Source organism: Paenibacillus sp. FSL R10-2796, assembly GCF_037965315.1.
Taxonomy (GTDB): Bacteria; Bacillota; Bacilli; order Paenibacillales; family Paenibacillaceae; genus Paenibacillus_AQ; species Paenibacillus_AQ odorifer.
Map to the genome: position 1 here is coordinate 4,052,764 of NZ_CP150178.1, position 18,990 is coordinate 4,071,753.

Sequence of the window (18,990 nt, forward strand, 5' to 3'; positions counted from 1 at the left end):
ACCCCCAATGGTTCAATTAGATTGTTCAGAAGTATATTCAAGACCTGAGAGAAACTTTCCTGCTATTATACCACGTATTTTTGAGAAATTCTCAGAAAAGTTTTGTTCACCTTCGACATCGATCCACTCGATTTCCTTCATGTGGCGAAACCATGACAACTGTCTTTTGGCGAATCGGCGAGTATCGCGTTTAAGCAGTATCACAGCTTCTTCCAGCGTCAGCTCTCCCGCCAGGTAAGCGGCAATTTCCTTGTAACCCAATCCCTGCATGGACACAAGGCTTCTGCTGTAACCGTTATCCAGCAGTCCCTTCACCTCAGCAACGAGACCATCCGCCAGCATGCTATCAATTCGGTCCTCAATACGTTTATATAGTATTTTCCGGTCCATTGTCAAACCTATGAGACATAAGTCATAGGGAGATTCCTTCTTTTGAGCAGCATGAGAAGCGGAAAGTGTAGTGTTTGTCTGGTGTTGAATTTCCAGTGCACGGATAATTCTGCGACGGTCGTTAGGATGAAGTTTGGCTGCGCTGACTGGATCAACCGCCTCGAGTCTGGCATGCAGTGCAAGCGCTCCATGTTCTTCCGCAAATTGATCCTGCTCTTTACGGAAAGCTTCATCAGCCACTGCTTCCGAGAACTGAAAGCCGTAACATAAAGACTCAATATACAGTCCAGTCCCCCCTACGATAAAGGGAAGCTTCCCTCTAGCGCTTATCTCCTCGATGAGTCTAGTGCCCTGCTCTTGAAATTCAGCGGCAGAATACGCATCCTGCGGATCATGAATATCGATCAGGTGATGGGGAATGCCGTTCATTTCGGCGGGTGTAATCTTAGCTGTACCAATATCCATACCACGATAAACCTGCATCGAATCGCCGGAAATAATCTCAGCGTTATAAGCCGCTGCCAGCTCCAGACTTAACCGGGTTTTGCCTACGGCAGTTGGTCCTAACAGCACTAGAACCTTATGCCTTTCTTTAGTTGTCAATGTGTATCACCCCGTACGATGTTTTGGAGTTGCTTCGGAGCAGCTCAGTAAACCCTAGGCGTTCAAATTCCCCACTCAAAGCCTTTTCTTTTAAAAGAACAGTCTTACGGGCGACCCTAACCGCTTCGGTTACACTCTCTGTCGATAAGGCTGCACGGTTAGCGAATTGCCGCAGCGGGGAAATCGAGGCAGAACCCGTCAGAGGCACGCGAAACATAGGATCAAAGTAAACAATATCCACACTTCGATCTGGTTGAGACCGTAAATAATCCAAATGTTCACTATGCACGACATTAACTCTGCGTAAAGCCTCATTGACCTTTACTTGCCCAGAGATGTAATGAGACATCCCTTCACTGAGCAGTGCGTACAGCGGTAATGAGCTCTCCAAAGCGGTAACCTCTGAGGACTCACCACCATGTACAGCAAACAGTAAGGAGTCAGCTCCTAATCCAGCTGTACAATCCAATACGCTATCTCCGGGAAGCATTCGAGCGGCAACAAGCATCGGCTCGATCTCACCCTTTAGAATTCGTTTAGCGCGAACGAAGCCCATGCTCGGATGAAACTCCATAGGCTCCATTCCTAAGCGGTGTAGTCGGACAGCGTCCTGAGATAGAATCAGAATATCCTCATCTCCGTAATGTTCAACCATCCTTGTAATGGAGAGCTTCTCACGTGGAGCATAACTACAACCCGTTCTCTCCGCAAGGCTTTGCGCGCGTTCTACTATTTCCATTATCGGGCTATACCCCGTAGTTATAATCATGGTGCCTCCAGTCTTGCTCTTAACAAATTTCAAAAAATGTATAATTACATAACCCGCTTGAACAATTTCTCTAAATCATAGGATGAAAAAGAGATCACAATCGGCCGTCCATGTGGGCAAGTATACGGTTGTTTGCACTCTGCCAGTCGGGACAACAGAGCCTCCACTTCCTGTTCTGTTAGTTTATGGTTGGCCTTAATCGAGGCTTTACATGAACACAGAATCGATGACTTTTCTCGTAGCTTCGCAAGATCAATCATACGCTCGCTTAAGACCCACTCCGCCATTTCTTCAACGACCGCCTTCTCATCCCCTTCAGGAAACCAATAGGGCAAAGAACGAACAAGAAAGGTCTGTCCGCCAAAGTGCTCAAGGTATACCCCGGCCTGCTGAAACCAATGTAGACGTTCACTAAGCTGACGACTTTCAGAAGGCGTGAACTCCAGTGTAATCGGCAGTAGCAGCTCCTGTGAGGCATCCTCCGGCCGACCAAATTTCTCATAGAAGTATTCGTAATTAATACGTTCATGTGCCGCATGCTGATCGATTAAATAGAGTCCTCCATCATTCTGGGCAATAATATAGGTCCCATGATGCTGGCCTATATAATTAAGCTCAGGAAAGGCCGGAAGTCCAGGCTCTTCTTGTTGTGGTGGAGCCCATAGCTTCTCAACCGAAGGGAGCTGCTTCTGCGCCATTGACGTTTCTTGCGGGCGATAGCTATTGGAATAACTAGTATTCGCATTAGTTTGGCGCCCCTGCGAAGATGAAGACGGATAGCCTGATCCGTAAGCTGGAGCTACCTCGCGAGCTACCTGATGATCCGCCTGACCATCCTTGCTAAAATCACGGGAATTACGGTCAGGGTTCGATGACTGTAGTCCACTTAAGAAGCTGGCTGATCCCGTAGGGGCTGTATCCTTCTCATCACCATTCGAAGATGACGGCGGAACAGCTCCTTTGGAAAAAGCAAATTGCTCCTGGATAAAGGAGCTGCTGCCCTTGGGTCCGATTGTTTCCTTGCTTGGACGTGGAATCAGACTTTGCCCCAGCAGTATTTTGCGGATCTCCTGCTCAACAAAGGTGTAAAGCTCATTCTCCTTACTGAATCTAACCTCGAGTTTTGCTGGATGTACATTGACATCTACCAAAGAGGGGTGCATATCCAGTTCAAGAACTAATAACGGATAACGGTTAATCGGAAGCAAGGTGTGATAAGCACGCATGATTGCTGCGTTCAGTCCATTACTGCGAATATAACGTCCACCGACAATAGTAGTGATTGCATTTCGATTGGAACGTGTCCATTCTGGACGACTAATATATCCGGAAATCCGGTAATCCAAGTCTTCTGCCGTAATCGGCAGCATTGCTTTGGCGGCATTGGTTCCGTAAACAGCTGCGATGACCTGCAGCAGATCACCATTTCCGAGCGTATGCAGCAGTTGATTGCCATTATGATGCAAGGTAAAAGAGATCCCCGGATGAGCCAGCGCCATGCGGTACATGGCATCTGAGATATGGCCCAGCTCCGTCTGAATACTCTTCATATATTTCAGCCTTGCCGGCGTATTAAAAAACAATTCACGAACGGCAAGATCACTTCCCCGGCCGGAAGGAGCGTCCTCATTTCGTATGAGATTGCCACCCTCAATGTCTACTAGGCGCCCTTTGCCGTCATCGGCAGTTGCAGTTAGAAGCGATACCTTGGAGACCGCGGCAATACTGGGAAGTGCCTCTCCGCGGAAGCCTAAGCTTGTGATTTGAAATAGATCGCGGCCATTCAGAATTTTACTTGTAGCATGCCGGTAAAAGGCGGTCTCGCAATCTTCAGGATCAATCCCGGAGCCATTATCTTTAACGCGGATGCTCTGCAAGCCCCCCTCTTCTACCGATACCTCAATTCTTGTACTGCCAGCGTCAATTGCATTCTCGACAAGCTCCTTTACAACAGAAGCTGGCCGCTCTACTACTTCACCCGCAGCTATCTGGTTGGCAATATGCTCGTCCAATATATGAATTTTGGCCATTTCATTCACCTCTTATTTAGGCAATCAATTATTATAAAATCTTTATTGCAGATCCTTAACCTTCATCTTCAGCTCGTTCAACAGACTCATCGCCTGCAGCGGCGTCATATTCATAAGATCAGCGTCACGCACAGAAGAAATGAACTCTTTTAGCGCAGGATTCTCTTGGATTTCAGTTACCGCAACTTGATGTGCACTACCTTTGCGATTCTTGCGTGGTTCTTCCTCACCAAAGATAGACAACTGAACAACCTCATTTTCTACAGGTGCCTCAGTGATGACACTTACGGCTTGCGCTATCGAGGATGCGCTAGCAACTTCTCTTACAGCCGCCTGTCTTTCGAGGCTTCCCCCGTAATGAAGTTCAGAACCACCAGGATGGGCTGCCTGCTCAATGCTCTGCAAGAGACCATAAGCTCGGTCAATAATCCCTTCAGGAAGACCTGCAAGACGTGCACAATAGATCCCATAGCTGCTGTCAGCCGCTCCAGGAACTAGCTTGCGCAGGAAGTTTACTTTATCACCGCTCTCCTGAACAGCCATAGAGTAATTCCGCAGTCCTTTAAGACTCCCTTCCAAATGAGCCAATTCATGAAAATGCGTCGAAACTAGAGCTTTGCAAGAAATAACATCATGTACATATTCAATAACCGCCTGAGCGATGGCCATACCTTCACTGGTCGAGGTACCTCTTCCCAGCTCATCAATAATAATCAAGCTACGAGCTGTTGCTTTCTCTGTCATAACCTGGATATCAGCCATTTCCACCATAAATGTACTTTGTCCACCGATCAAATCATCAGCTGCTCCAATACGAGTAAAGATCCGGTCTATAAGCGGAACTTCAGCACTGTTTGCTGGTACAAAACATCCAATCTGAGCCATGATGCAGATCAGCGCCACCTGACGCATGTAAGTACTTTTTCCCGCCATATTAGGACCTGTAATTAGAAGAATATTACCTTCTTCCTTACTCAGCGTGCTTCCATTTGCAATAAAAGCAGAATCTTTAAGCACCGCCTCCACAACGGGATGACGGCCCCCTTCAAGCCGAAGATCATAACCATCCGAAAGGACTGGCTTCACAAAACGATGTTCGGCACTAACTGCCGCCAAGCATTGATATACATCAATTTCGGCAACCTTTTCCGCAAGATTTTGCAGGCGGGGAATTTGCCCGCTGATGCGATCACGCAGCTCGGTAAACAGGCTGTATTCCAAATCCGTCATTTTATCCTGAGCTTCAAGGATGAGTGCTTCCTTCTCTTTAAGCTCAGGAGTGACAAAACGCTCTGCGTTGGCAAGCGTCTGCTTACGTTCATATCTTCCTTCCGGCAGTGCAGCCAGATTGGATTTGGTGATCTCTATGAAATACCCGAAGATTTTGTTATAGCCGATCTTCAGTGACTTAATGCCAGTGGCCTGTCTTTCCTTAGCTTCCAGTTCAGCGATCCAACGTTTACCGTTACTGCTAGCTTCCCTAAGCTCGTCCAAACGTTCATGATAACCGGAACGGATAATGCCACCGTCGCGCACAGACACCGGGGCATCCTCGACGATTGCGCGGTCAATATCCTCTCGCAGCTCAGCGCATTCATCCATACTTGCACCGATCTCTCGTAAAGTAGCTGAACCGGAGGTCATACATAAATCCTTCAATGCAGGAATTTGTGCCAGCGATAATTTCAGAGCATTCATATCACGGCCATTGGCGCTGCCAAAAGCAATACGACCCACCAAACGCTCCAAATCATAAATTTCTTTAAGCGCTAAACGCAGGTCCTCGCGAACGATAAACTGATTGTACAAATAATCGACAGCCTCTAGGCGCCGTTCGATCGGAGCTCGCTGCAATAGCGGCTTATCAATTCTGCGGCGCAACAGACGGGCGCCCATCGACGTTTCCGTTCGATCCAGCAGCCAGAGCAGGGATCCTTTTTTGGAGCGTTCGCGAACCGTCTCGGTTAGTTCAAGATTCCGGCGTGTAAATGGATCTAGAATCATATAATTGCCTGGTTCATAAGGAGAAATCTGACTAAGCTGCCCTAATGAACGCCGCTGGGTCTCATTCAGATAAGAGATCAGAAGCGCCAGACATTGTCCACGTTCCTTCTCTAGACGTACCCATGCCGCTTCACCGAACTGACGACGTGCCAGCTCCTCCTCGCGTTTCTCCCAAGGGGTGTAAACTACAGGTTTGGCTAACAGCGGCGTTTCGCTTCGCAGGATCTCCAAAAGTGCAGCGTCTCCGATGATCTCAGCCGGTTCATAGATGCCAATCTCATCACGCAGCCATTCGGCTCCAGATAATACCGAAGTAACATACAGCTCACCAGTTGTTAAATCGCAGGCAGCTAATGCCATCATTCCGTCACTTTCGGTGACGCAAACGAGGTAGTTATTGCTCTTGTCAGCAATGATTTTTCCATCCATCACGGTTCCTGGTGTCACGACGCGTACAATATCCCGCTTCACCATGCCTTTAGTGACTGAAGCATCCTCTAACTGCTCACAAATGGCGACTTTATATCCTTTTTCTATCAAGCGTTGAATATATCCCTCGGCGGCGTGGTAAGGCACTCCACACATAGGGATTTTCTCCTCGCCCCCGCCTTCGCGGCCTGTTAACGTAATCTCAAGCTCCTTGGAAGCCAATATGGCATCTTCAAAGAACATTTCATAGAAATCGCCCAGTCTAAAAAATAGGAAGGCATCCTTAGCCCCTTCCTTTACCTTTAAATATTGCTCTATCATCGGCGTATATTGTGCCATGGTCAACCTCCATGCCTATTTAATGCTGTCCCCCATTATAACAGAAAATTGATGGACAAAGTTACCCTGAAACCTCACATTAGTACAACGAAAGACTAGAATACTTATCAGACAAACACTTACTTGAGGTATATTCTTCTGCTTTTAAATATTGTAAAATCTTAACACAGAGCGTCAGCCCATATAAAAATCAAAGGAGAATACAATATGATACGAAAGCTAACGAAGGATGATCAAGAGCTGCTGATGGCATTGCTGCGGAAAGAGCCGGCGCTTAATTTATTTATCATTGGCGATGTGGAGAATTTTGGGTTTGAGCAGGATTTCATGGATTTATGGGGAGAGATTGACCCAGCCGACGGGCGGATAAAAGCCGTTCTGCTGCGCTTCTATAGAAGTTACCTTCCTTATGCAGATGGCCCTTTTGATGTCGAGGGGTTCGCTGAGATTATCCGAAAGGATAATGACATACATATGATCTCCGGAGCCTCAGAGGTGGTGAAGGCTTTTGACGGGGAAATTAATTTCAAACAAGTAAAACAGCTGTATTTTGCTGAATTAAAAGAAATGAACAATAAAATAAGTGAGTCCTTCTCTTCAGCTGAGCCTATTAAAAAAGCTACGGTTCAGGATGTAGAAGCGATTTGCGCACTTACGGATACCATTGAAGAATTTGAAAGCAGCCGGAATGGTTCTAGAACCAGCCTGCGTAAAACGCTGGAAAGCAACACCGGCCGCACGTATTATATGGAACGGGAAGATAAGGTCATTGTCACCGCTTCAACTTCAGCGGAAAATTCCATGTCAGCGATGATTGTAGGGGTTGCCACACATCAAGCATTCAGAGAGCAAGGCCTTGCTTCGCGCGTAATGGCACAGCTATGTGCAGACCTGCTCCATGAAGGAAAGTCATTGTGCCTCTTTTATGACAACCCGCATGCCGGAGTTATTTATAAACGACTTGGTTTTCAAGATATCGGTTCATGGACCATCGTTAACATGTAGACCAAATAGTAAAATCATACTTTTACTTTGCTGCACCATAACTCACGTATATCCCGTGATTCATCCCACGTCCGTTCAGCGGCAATATATTCGAATAAAGGCTCAATATAGGGGGCGGCAATCTCGTAGCCGCCTAGGGAACGCAGCTGCGCCAGCAATGGGGGGATTGCGGCGCGCAGCGGAGATTTATCGCCGCTGTAGTAGGCGATATGCAGGTCTTCCCGGTCGAGCGGGCGTTGCGTCAGGTCCTCATAATGGCTCACGATTAGGTGAGCCAGATAGACCGCGCCTTTAGCGATGACCGGGGATACCAGGAAGCTCGGTAAGGTCCGGTACTCGAAGCCGCCATGCGGCTGAGTCCGGAAATCGCCGAGCACACCGTATCGGGGACGACGCGCCCCTGCGCGGACGTCTTCGAGCAGAAGCATGGGCAGCGCGAGATAGTTATCGAGCGCGCGCAGCAGCGGCGCCGTCAGCGTCACGCCGCTGAAGTGCAGATGGCCGCCGAGGGCCCAGCCCGTCAGCGGCATGCCTCCCGCCCGCCAGCGCAGCGAGCGGTCGGCGATGAGCCGGTCCGCCAGCGCCGCGGCGGACATCAGCTGCGCCAGCAGTGCGCGCGGTTCCCCGCGCGGCTGAGGGCGCAGCTCGGCGACCGGGAACGCGCCGCGCGTTCCCGGAGGTCCGGCGTCGCAGCCAGCGACGCCGTCCGTGGGCAGGTACCGCGACGCAGGCACGACGCGGCCGGTGGATTCCCGGAGGATGATAAACTCCGGGTCCATGCCCATCAGCAGGCCGCTGCGGCCCGGCTGCTCCAGAGCCAGCTTTCGTTCCAGCGCTAGCGCTGCGGAACGATAAGGCTCGGGCAATCGTTGCCCGGAGGTCTTTACTAGTGGAGTGACTCCCTCCACCACATACCTCCGGTTCCCCATTGCCCTCAGCAGGACCTCACCGCTATCCAGCCCCAAGCTGTACAGCGTGCGGACAGCAATCCGCTGGAGCAATTTCATCACTCCGCGAAGCTCTCCCCGCACTCGGCCTCCCGTGGTATTGCTCTCGGCATTAGCAAAGCTCACTGCTTCGCTGTAATTATCGGTGGCCGCACGCATTCCAAGACCTGCTCCAAGCAAAGAGATGTGGAGGACAGTCAAATGATAAACCAATATCTTATAACACTGCCTGTGACCCTTCTCAGTAGCATCCGAAGCATATGTATCGACAAAATGTTTTCCAGATGGCGTCAGCGTTGCTTCAACCCCGCTTCTAAGCAATCTGGACTCTCTCTCTGCCACAGACAATTCTGAATACACCTTAAGACCTTCATTCATACTCTTTAGCGCCTCCATCCGAGCGTGAACCTTTTTTCATCCTAAAAATAAATAAAAAAAAGGAGGGCATTCGCCCTCTACGCCGCCGCACTCCCTACATATAATGGACCATAACCCATTGATACTCAGTTAACGGCGGCGTATCCTTCCTTACAGCTCATCATCCAGATTGTCAGGGTCCAGATCATCGTAATCGAAGCTATCACCTTCAAAATCATAATCCTTGTCTTCTGGATCATCACTTTGCTCAGTGACATACACACGGACTTTGGTCTCAGCCACCAACTCCACTTCGAATTCGCGCTCTACGCGAAGTGTCACACTGCCTCCGCCTGGCGATACGCCCGCCTCTACACAGTTGGGTTCCTGCGTTGCCTCCGCAGAGACCTCAACTGTTGAAGTGCGGTGTCTCGTGTCCAGGTAGGAAAGCGGAATGAGCTCCACATAAGAGACTGTTTCCTTTGCTACCTCGGTCTGCTTGTTCTTGTCGTACGAGTACCAGATGTTTACATCATAAGTACCAATTACTTCGATTCCGTTCCCGGCGGCAACCGCTTCGTATTGGTGGTTGATAATCCAAGCCCCCAAAATACTAGTCGGATGATGTGGCGGAGTCACGGTATGGGTTGCTGTAGAGAACTTACGACCTTTGCCGCAAATTGCCTTCGTAATGATCTCCCTTGTTTGACGTTTATGGCTTAATGACATCTTTGAACCTCCTCCATACAATCATTCACTATCAAGTGTATGCAGGTTCTAGGCATTTGTTGATTGTTAGACTATAAATAAATTTGAGTAAGCCCTCAAGAAGGCTTTTTCAGGAGACTCATAGTTCATTTTATTTCAAAATTTGTACATATATGAGTAGATTCCAAAAATGGTCCAACCTGTTCCAGAGCCATTCCTAACCCCTCAAAAAACCTTAAAACACCAGCTATTGCGGGATTACCCGCACAATTCCAAGCGATCTATGTTTGCTTAAGTCAATAAAATCCTCATCAATATTCACCAGCGGCCGCAAAGGGTCTGTAGCAAGAATCATAACAATTTTTCCTTTTCGCCCATCTGTCAATTCCACTTCGTTCCCTAGCATTGACTGCATTAACTTATTAATAAACACTCTGCAAATATAAGGGTCGAGCTTACCGAACACACTCTCCTCCATTTGCAGTAATACTTCGTATAAAGGAGCCGCTTTGCGATAAAAACGGTCGGAGGTCATCGCGTGAAACACATCAGCCACAGCAACGATTTTACTGAAATCAGTAATCCGGTTTCCAAGCACACCAAATGGATAACCACTGCCGTCCATTCTTTCATGATGCTGTAAGGCTACTAGCGCTTGGGTATGGTTTGTGCCTACCGTATCCCTGATCATCTCATACCCAAAGGTCGTATGCTTTTTCATCAGCTGAAACTCTTCGTCGGATAATGGACCGGGCTTGGTTAATATGTCATCCGGGATTCTCATTTTACCGATATCATGAAGAGTTGCTGCAATGGTCAACATGCTCAAATCCTCAGACTTTAGCTTCAGCCATTTGCCTAGCAGGGTAGATATTATGCCCACAGCTACATTATGTCTGTATGTATAATCATCTTTGGTCTGCAAAGCAGCCAATACTCCGTAGAAGTCATTCTTTTCGCTTACCTGCTGGATAAACGGAATCACTTCATTTCTAACTTCCAGCATAGGAATTCTTTTATTTTTGTTATGACGAATCTGTTCAAAAATATTCTCAATCGCAGCTGTACAATCATCAATTGCGAGCTGGAAAAATTCCGCGCTATCCAGCTGGACGACGTCATGAGATTCCAGAGTGATCTTATGTTGACGAATTAATCTAATATGTTCAGCACTCAATAAAGTCAATGCGGGTAAAACAAATACTCCTTTGTCATTAAAGAGGTTAGCTACAAGTTGTTTTCCGATAAATGATTCCATATCTTTGTCCATACGCCTCACCTGCCAATGCGGAAAATTCGTATATGAATTCCCTGCTTGAATTTGAACTCACCCTATAATTGTTAATCTCTTTCGAAGATCAACTTTTAGTTCATACATATTTTATCGTGATTTCAGGGGCGAATGTTAATACTTCACTTTATTAAAGCCTAATTTTAAGCTTTTTTCCGGGTGAGCAAACGTTTCTCAGGCTTATAACTGACCGGTATTTTATGGCGTTTCGCAATTTTTAAATAAAGTGCCAATTCTCTGCAAAGCTGCAGAATCGCTGATCGCACTTCAAATTCCTCACGTGTCTCTGGCAAATCCATGCTTTCAAACTCATGTTCAAGCTCTTCCAGCAAATGTTCCGTTCGACCTGTATATTCTTCAGCCAAAACATCTCCGCTAAGCTGGTCGAACAATTCAGCTACCATCTCTCCATGCGGTAAATGGCGATATACTTGAGAAATCAGCTGCATCATGCTTTGTATCGATTCCAGCTGCTCCTTACGCATATAGAAATAGACATTCCAAGCTTCATCAGGATGAATTACATGATTCTCCATCTCGCGAGTAGCTGCTGTCAATCCCCGCTGCACTGCATTATCCGCATCAATTAATTCTTTGCCATCCCACATATACGCAGGCTCACGCAAAGTACGGGCCATTTGAGTAAAAATAACTGAAAAGTATCGATCCACTTCCTTGCGGATTCCATAAATAACTCCCCCAGTCTGTGGCATGTAAATTAAGTTGACCACCCCCGCTGAACCGAGACCTATGGCCAGTAGCTCTACTTGCTGCAACAACACATGTAGCGATAACTCAGCTTGTCCAAACACACGAAACACAATAACAGAGCTAGTGACAATCCCTTCCTTGTAGCCAGACTTCACAATCATCGGAAAGCCAACAAGAACGTACAGTCCAAGTACCCAGTAATGAAACCCTAATATCCAAAATAAAATACACCCAAAAAAGAGTCCCACGAGCGAGGCCAAAAAACGCGCCGTTATCGTCCGGAAACTCCTTTTCAAGGTAACCTCCACACCCAGAATGGCTAAAAGCCCTGCACTCTGTGCATTGGGTATGCCTACTGCAGACGCGAGAAGAACGGACATTAACGTCGCAGCAGCTGTTTTAATCACACGAAATCCCATAACCCTATCTCTCCTTAAAAGCACTAACCGTTAATAGGTAAAGATATAGACATGTTACAAGATTTTGTGAATGGACACAACGTTACATTAGACTTACCGACGGTATAACAAGCGCTTCTCCAGATACACTACCAGTTGATACATTGCCGTTGCTACGGCTGCAATAATCAGCAGACTGGACATTACAAGCGTGAAATTAAACACCTGGAATCCATATATGATCAGGTACCCAAGACCGGATTTTGCTACTAGAAACTCTCCTACGATAACCCCGACCCATGACATTCCCACATTCACCTTTAGGGTAGAGACCACCGTTGGAAAAGATGCCGGAAGAATCACTTTAAAAAACACCTGAACTTTAGAAGCTCCAAAAGAGCGGACCACCTTCACCAGATTAGGATCCACACTGCAAAAGCTATTGTAAACAACAAGTGTAGTAATAATCACCGTAATCGATAAGGTTGTCACAACGATAGCGGTGAAACCCGCCCCGAACATTACGATAAAAATCGGCCCCAAGGCCACCTTCGGCATACTGTTAAAGACAACCATAAATGGATCAAGCACCGCTGATAAAAACGGAGACCACCAAATAATCACTGCCAGTAGCGTTCCTAACAAGGTTCCCAGAACAAAGCCTACCGCAGTCTCTCCTACCGTCATCCCCAAATGAGGCCACAAGCTTCCACTGATCATATCCTGCCAAATCTGTTTGAAGATTTTTGTCGGGTAGCTGAACAATAACTCATCAATCCAGCCCATTCTTGCTCCCGCTTCCCACAACACAAAGAACAGCAGCAACAGACTGCTTCTTACAGCAATAACCTGATTACGCCGGCGCTGTTTAGTTTTTTTGAAATCCACATGCATTTGCTGCAGCCACAGTTCACGGGAAGCTAAGACACCCGCTTGCTCTGTTCGTTTCATTAGCTTTCCCTCCCTGCGATCTCCATCTCTGTCCATACTTCATGAAAAAGCTCCGCAAACCCTGGCTGATCACGCGCATACAGCGGTGGGGCTGAGCGGATTAGCTCCGGAACAGGAAAAACTTTACGAATCTTCCCTGGATTTCGCTGCAATAAAATAACCCTACTGCTGACCGCAATCGCTTCTGACAGATCATGCGTGACCAAAATAGCCGTGGTTCCCCGGCTGCGTAAGGTCTCTGAGACTAAATCTTCCAGCTGAAGTTTGATCTGATAATCAAGTGCCGAGAACGGCTCGTCTAACAGCAGCAGTCCTGGATTGGTAGCTAATGTTCGTACAAGAGCCACCCGTTGCCGCATCCCTCCGGATAACTGAGAAGGATAGGCCTGTTCTTTCCCTTCTAATCCCATCTCGCGCAGCAGCTCCAAAGTCCGGTTATGGCTCTCCTCGTTTAAGCTTCCGGTCAGCTCCAGTCCAAGCACGGCATTGTCAAGAATACTCCGCCAAGGAAAAAGATAATCCTGCTGCAGCATATATCCAACCTCAGGTGAAGGGCCTAGAATGGGTTGGCCATTTACGAATACTTCTCCCTCAGAGGGCTGCAGCAGTCCGGCAATAATCGATAGGAGAGTCGTCTTACCACAGCCACTTGGGCCTACTAAGCTGACGAATTCTCCTTGCTCGACATTAAGATTTAGATCCTCAACGGCCAGTGAAGCTTCCCGATCGCCGAGATAGGCATGCGTTACTCCCTTTAATTGCACTACTGGAAGCAAGGTCATCCCCTCCTTATAGTTAACAAAATCCATTTAGGATCTTATCTCTCTTATTTAGAGCTACTGCTCTTTATGGTCTTTTCAGCTTTTTCAGCAAAAGTATTATTCACGATCTTTTCTGCTGGAACACGTTCTTTAAGTTCACCTGCGTTGTCCATAACACCTAGCAGATTATTCCATTCTTCATTATCAACAACCGGATTAATGGCGTAGGTGTCCTGTTCCTTGTAGCGTTTTACAGCAGAAATCACAATGTCACGATCCGTTTTATCAAAATAAGTTATTATGGCATCCGTAATTTCTTCAGGACTATGTTCCTTCACCCAAAGCTGAGCACGCTGGATGGCATTAGTGAACTTTTGCACGGTGTCTCCATTTTTGCTAATGTAGCTGTTTTTTGACATGAATACCGTATAAGGTAAATAACCGCTCTCCACCCCAAACGATGCCACTACAGCTCCCCGGTCTTCTCGTTCGAAGATAGAGGCCTGCGGCTCAAACAGCTGCACATAATCCCCAGTACCTGAAGCAAATGCACCGGCAATATTAGCAAAATCGATATTTTGGATCAAGGTAATATCCTTCGCAGGATCAATTCCCTTTTTAGATAAAGTAAACGCGCCTGCCATTTGTGGCATTCCGCCTTTTCTTTGACCAAGGAAGGTAGAGCCCTTCACTTTATCCCAATTAAAATCTCCATCAGCCTTCCGGGCGAACAGAAATGTTCCATCCCTTTGAGTCAGCTGTGCAAAATTAATGACCGGATCATCCGAGCCCTGCTGATACACGTAAATGGAGGTTTCTGAACCAACCAACGCCACATCAATAGCTCCTGAGAGCAATGCAGTCATGGTTTTATCTCCACCGGGAATCGTCTGCAGTTCTACATCCAGCCCTTCATCTTTGAAGAAACCTTGAGTCAAGGCAACATACTCGGGTGCATAAAAGACAGAGCGGGTAACCTCCCCAATCTTCACCTTTACCGTCTCTGACTTTCCGCCGCAACCGGCAAGTACTGAAAAGCATAAAGTAATGATCATGAGCGACAATGACAGCTTTTTCCGAATCTTCATTCTTCATTCTCCTTTCTTACCGGGTCCTTCGCCCTTGCTTAAAGCATATGCACATGCCTACTGAAAGGTTAAAATCCCGAATATCGTGGGGAATTAAAAGAATATCCATGATATCAGCGGTTTTTATTGATTTTATGGATAAATATCACTGGATTTGCTGTTTTTATATCTGTGCAAACGTTTTACCTGAGGATTTGATTACAGTACTATAAGAATTAAAGCGCTTACCATTTCCTTTATAGGAAAATTGCAGCAGAAGGGGTTATTTTATATGGATAAACGAGCAACATCTATCGCCAAAAAACACACAATAAACGGACTTTTGACTCTTAGCTTAACTGCCGTTCTGCTATCCGGTTGTTCAGGAAATAATAACAATATTCCTTCCTCTGCCTCCCCTTCTCCATCGCCACAAGCAAATACAGCTCAGAATACTACAACACCTCCCGCTGCAAAAACGATTACCACTGACGAACAGCCCTCAACGGTTTATTATGAGATTTTTGTTCGTTCATTCTATGACTCTGACGGGGATGGCATCGGTGACCTCAAAGGGATTACCAAGAAATTAGATTACTTAAATGACGGAAATCCTGACACCACAGACGATCTGGGGATCGGTGGGATTTGGCTTATGCCTATTAACCCTTCACCAAGCTATCATGGTTACGATGTGACAGATTATCGTGCAATCAATCCAGATTATGGGACGATTGAGGATTTACAAGAGCTCGTTACGGAGGCGCATAAACGTGGGATTAAAGTAATTATGGATTTGGTCGTGAATCATACCTCCAAAGAACATCCTTGGTTCGTAGATTCCGCTAAAAATAAAGACAGCAAATATCGCGACTGGTACATATGGGCTGAAGATCAAGGACGCCCTGCCAATGGAGCTAGTGCCGCTGGTAGTGGCAGTACATGGCACTCTTTACTGGGTAGTCATTATCTAGGTGGCTTTTGGGAAGGCATGCCTGATCTAAATTTTGATCATACGGAAGTTCGTAATGAAATGAAGGATATCGGTAAGTTTTGGCTGGAACAAGGGGTTGATGGATTCCGTTTAGACGCTGCTAAACATATTTACGAAGACCTTCTAAGCGACAAAAGCCAAGCCACAACCAATAAAAATGTATCTTGGTGGCAGGATTTCCGCAAAGCGATGAATGAAGTGAATCCTCAAGCTTATATTGTCGGCGAAGTATGGGAGAATTCTGCAGTCACCGTAGGGGCTTATTTGGATCAAGCTTTCGACTCTAGCTTTAACTTTGGGTTAGCCGAGACCCTTATTAATTCCGTGAAAACTGAAAAAGACAGCGGGACTGCCTTTACGCTGGAACGTACGTATAATTTGTACTCCAAAATATCTGATAGCCATTTTACCGATGCAATTTTTTTGACAAACCATGATCAAAACAGAGTCATGAGTCAATTAGACGGCAATCTGGATCATGCAAAAATGGCAGCAGCCCTGCTGTTAACCTTGCCTGGAAATCCTTTTATTTATTATGGTGAAGAAATAGGAATGCTTGGTGTAAAACCAGATGAAGGAATTCGTGAGCCCATGAGATGGATGACAGCGGATCAGGGTGAGGGGCAGACTACTTGGGAGGTCGGCAGCAATAACGCTGATGATGTTAGCATTAATGTCGAAAGCCAGACTAACGACAGCAGCTCACTGCTTAAAAGATACCGCGAACTCATTGCGTTAAGAAACGAAGTCCCTGCGCTCCGTGATGGCGGAATTCGAGACTACACTTCTGGCAATGCAGGGGTAATGGCCTACGAACGTATAACAACAGAGGATCAAGTCCTCGTTGTTCATAACCTAACTGGAGATGAACAAATCATTACGCTTCATCCAAATGTTGAGGGTATCTCTTACACCAAGATCCAAAAGACAACTGCTGACAAAGTGACCTTAAATTCAGATCAGCTTACTCTTCCTCCCTATTCAACGGTTATTGTGGACTAGGAAAAGAGGAGGAATGAAACACCCACTCTGCCACAGAACCACATAATTGTGCTTTCGATATAGGAAGAGCTACAATCCAGTCTTGGGAAGGATCGCTGCTCATTCGCAGCAACCAGCCACTTGAATGATCACTTATGAAGCTAGCATACTGAAACTTCCAGCCATTTTCACTAGAAATACAGAGTCGCAATTCTCCCTCTGCGTCGAAGCATTTCATCACTTGTGCAAGATGGTTGGAATGGACATCATCTCCTGTCTCTGCAGCTAAACACTCTGAGAGTCTGTGAACCGTAGAGGAATCAGAGCCTTTTTTCAGCTCCTCGAACCTTTTTTTTGACATTAGTAACGCCGGAATCCCGTGAGCAAAGGGCTCCATTGCTCTCTCACATTCGAACAACTCGAGACAAAAGCTCTCTGTTTCCTCTCTGTTCTTCAGCACACACGGAGGAGAGTCCGGTGTATTATTGCAGTAGGCTAGTATTTTATCCTTATGTATTTGTAAACACAGATCTTTAGTTTTCTCCTTCTCTCTATATTTGAATCTACCTATCCTTTCTGCTGTAGACGCAGTATTTAACAATTCATTTAAAACTACTTGGTCGGTTACCCGATCTGGAAATAAAAATTCCGTTAAATCCGTTAAATCCGTTCGTTCTTTCTCATTCACATTATTGTATCCTTCCTGTATTACATATAAATGTATATTAAACTAGCAATCTTTATGTTATCATAAGCTAATTTTAAGGTAAAATTAAGAAACAAGGGGTATGATCATTAACATGAAATACTTGTAGCGAGGTGATTTCAAAATGAGAATGCTCATCACATTTCAGAACAAACTTGTACCTGTGTATTTCACAACAGAAAATAAACAGCCCACTCAAAAAGTACTTAGATTACTTAACAGTACGCTGGAGCTCAAAATTCAAAAGGGCAAAAGTGCCCTCCAGAAATGCCTCAATTCTCTGATTAGTATCGAAATTAAAGGCTCTGAAGCTATATTGCACAGTTACAGTGAAAATGATTCATTGGCGCTATCCCTCTATTAATGGAGGGGTAGTTTTTTTGTCACAACATTGCTGTCCTCAGCTTTCTAATAAGGAACGTCCTAAGTAGCCAAGAGGTGCTGCTTGGACCCGTTGTCTTTTTGATGCTAACTTGATCAAAAATGACACTCCGTTTGATTTAGATACTATTTGCGCATACATAGGCAAACATAGCTTCAACTCTCAAAGTCAGGGACCTTGGTTCGCTGGTTCTGCTTGGTGCTACTTTGTACTGATTTTGTGCTATTTCATGGCACGTTTGGATTGCTGCTTGCCGGCCATCCCCATAGCCGGCTGCTATCGGACTCAGATGACCTTAATCGTAACTTTTGGGCTCATTTGGAATTCTAACGGACCCCAGGGTCACTATTGGCTCGAAAAACACTAATTATCTACCTCAAAAAGCTGAATAGCTGCGCTGGAGTCCGAAACTCTGCTCTAATGCTCATAAATTCGCACATAGCGTCATCTGAGTCCGCGGTAATCTAAATTCGAAACTCAGTTTGCTTTAGTTGCTATTGTCGTGTACATAGTTGGTACTGTCGCGTACATAGTTGCTACTGTCGCGTGCATAGTTGTTACTATCGTGCACATAGTTGCTACTGTCGTGTACATAGTTGCTACTGTTTTAGCTTTAGTCGCTGCTTTTGAACTCATAGCCACTGCTTTCGGACTCAGATGACCTTAATCGTAATTTTTGGGCTCATTTGTAATTCTAACGGACCCCAGAGTCACTATTGGCGCGAAAAACACTAATTATCGACCTCAAAAAGCCGAATAGCTGCATTGGAGTCCGATACTCTGCTCTAATGCTCATAAATTCGCATATAGCGTCATCTGAGTCCGCGGTAATCAAAATTCGAAACTCAGTTTGCTTTAGTTGCTATTATCGTGTACATAGTTGCTACTGTCGCGTACATAGTTGTTACTGTTGTAGCTTTAGTCTCTGCTTTTGAACTCATAGCCACTGCTTTTGGACTCATAGTTGGATGCTTTCGGACTCAGATGACCTTAATCGTAAATTTTGGGCTCATTTGGAATCCTATCGGACCCCAGGGGCGCTATTGGCGCGAAAAGCACTAATTATCGACCTCAAAAAGCTGAATAGCTGCGCTGGGTTCCGAAACTCTGCTCTAATGACTGAAAATTCGCATATAGCGTCATCTGAGTCCGTTGGCCGCTGAGGAT

Annotated in this window: 15 protein-coding genes; 3 read left to right on the forward strand and 12 right to left on the reverse strand. The window is 46.1% G+C overall.

Going from position 1 to position 18,990, the window contains the following annotated elements:
* Window positions 1-12: 12 nt before the first annotated feature.
* From miaA to mutS, 4 genes are read right to left on the reverse strand one after another with little or no spacing between them, the layout of a single operon-like run.
* On the reverse strand, window positions 13-993 hold the full coding sequence (miaA, locus tag NST58_RS18440; protein WP_175619957.1) for a tRNA (adenosine(37)-N6)-dimethylallyltransferase MiaA: 981 nt from the start codon (window positions 991-993) through the stop codon (window positions 13-15).
* Window positions 983-1,762, reverse strand: a complete 780-nt coding sequence (locus NST58_RS18445) for a class I SAM-dependent methyltransferase (RefSeq protein WP_280753119.1) — start codon at window positions 1,760-1,762, stop codon at window positions 983-985. The genes miaA and NST58_RS18445 overlap by 11 nt, the downstream gene beginning before the upstream one ends.
* Window positions 1,763-1,806: 44 nt before the next feature.
* Window positions 1,807-3,792 carry a DNA mismatch repair endonuclease MutL gene (mutL, locus tag NST58_RS18450; RefSeq protein WP_076184447.1) on the reverse strand — a complete coding sequence of 662 codons (1,986 nt, stop codon included), beginning with the start codon at window positions 3,790-3,792 and terminating at the stop codon, window positions 1,807-1,809.
* A 42-nt stretch (window positions 3,793-3,834) separates the two neighbouring features.
* Entirely contained in the window at window positions 3,835-6,564 is a 2,730-nt protein-coding gene (gene mutS / locus NST58_RS18455) for a DNA mismatch repair protein MutS (protein WP_076184448.1), read from the reverse strand.
* Between the two features lie 207 nt (window positions 6,565-6,771).
* Here mutS and NST58_RS18460 point away from each other — a divergent pair, with 207 nt between their 5' ends.
* On the forward strand, window positions 6,772-7,569 hold the full coding sequence (locus NST58_RS18460; protein WP_339243747.1) for a GNAT family N-acetyltransferase: 798 nt from the start codon (window positions 6,772-6,774) through the stop codon (window positions 7,567-7,569).
* A gap of 14 nt (window positions 7,570-7,583) precedes the next feature.
* Here NST58_RS18460 and NST58_RS18465 read toward each other — a convergent pair whose 3' ends face one another.
* The 7 genes from NST58_RS18465 to NST58_RS18495 all read right to left on the reverse strand — a co-directional run bounded on the left by NST58_RS18465 (window position 7,584) and on the right by NST58_RS18495 (window position 14,781).
* On the reverse strand, window positions 7,584-8,894 hold the full coding sequence (locus NST58_RS18465; RefSeq protein WP_339243750.1) for a hypothetical protein: 1,311 nt from the start codon (window positions 8,892-8,894) through the stop codon (window positions 7,584-7,586).
* A 150-nt stretch (window positions 8,895-9,044) separates the two neighbouring features.
* On the reverse strand, window positions 9,045-9,602 hold the full coding sequence (locus tag NST58_RS18470; protein ID WP_036687755.1) for an outer spore coat protein CotE: 558 nt from the start codon (window positions 9,600-9,602) through the stop codon (window positions 9,045-9,047).
* Between the two features lie 226 nt (window positions 9,603-9,828).
* The gene (locus NST58_RS18475) at window positions 9,829-10,851 is read right to left on the reverse strand and encodes an HD-GYP domain-containing protein (RefSeq protein ID WP_051491532.1); all 1,023 of its coding nucleotides are present in this window, start codon (window positions 10,849-10,851) and stop codon (window positions 9,829-9,831) included.
* A 164-nt stretch (window positions 10,852-11,015) separates the two neighbouring features.
* Entirely contained in the window at window positions 11,016-12,002 is a 987-nt protein-coding gene (locus NST58_RS18480; RefSeq protein ID WP_076128366.1) for an aromatic acid exporter family protein, read from the reverse strand.
* A gap of 93 nt (window positions 12,003-12,095) precedes the next feature.
* Window positions 12,096-12,932: an ABC transporter permease gene (locus tag NST58_RS18485; RefSeq protein ID WP_076128364.1), complete on the reverse strand. Its 837-nt coding sequence runs from the start codon at window positions 12,930-12,932 to the stop codon at window positions 12,096-12,098.
* Complete coding sequence (locus tag NST58_RS18490; protein ID WP_076128362.1) at window positions 12,932-13,708, reverse strand: ABC transporter ATP-binding protein; 777 nt, start codon at window positions 13,706-13,708, stop codon at window positions 12,932-12,934. The genes NST58_RS18485 and NST58_RS18490 overlap by 1 nt, the downstream gene beginning before the upstream one ends.
* Before the next feature lie 50 nt (window positions 13,709-13,758).
* Window positions 13,759-14,781, reverse strand: a complete 1,023-nt coding sequence (locus NST58_RS18495; protein ID WP_339243754.1) for an ABC transporter substrate-binding protein — start codon at window positions 14,779-14,781, stop codon at window positions 13,759-13,761.
* 271 nt (window positions 14,782-15,052) lie between these two features.
* Here NST58_RS18495 and NST58_RS18500 point away from each other — a divergent pair, with 271 nt between their 5' ends.
* The gene (locus NST58_RS18500) at window positions 15,053-16,756 is read left to right on the forward strand and encodes an alpha-amylase family glycosyl hydrolase (protein WP_339243756.1); all 1,704 of its coding nucleotides are present in this window, start codon (window positions 15,053-15,055) and stop codon (window positions 16,754-16,756) included.
* Here the strand turns inward: NST58_RS18500 and NST58_RS18505 are convergent.
* The gene (locus tag NST58_RS18505; protein ID WP_076128355.1) at window positions 16,743-17,423 is read right to left on the reverse strand and encodes a hypothetical protein; all 681 of its coding nucleotides are present in this window, start codon (window positions 17,421-17,423) and stop codon (window positions 16,743-16,745) included. The genes NST58_RS18500 and NST58_RS18505 overlap by 14 nt on opposite strands.
* A 142-nt stretch (window positions 17,424-17,565) precedes the next feature.
* On the opposite strand from NST58_RS18505, the gene NST58_RS18510 reads away from it, so the two are divergent.
* Window positions 17,566-17,805, forward strand: coding sequence for a hypothetical protein (locus tag NST58_RS18510; RefSeq protein ID WP_036687997.1), 240 nt, complete (start codon window positions 17,566-17,568; stop codon window positions 17,803-17,805).
* Window positions 17,806-18,990: the final 1,185 nt, after the last annotated feature.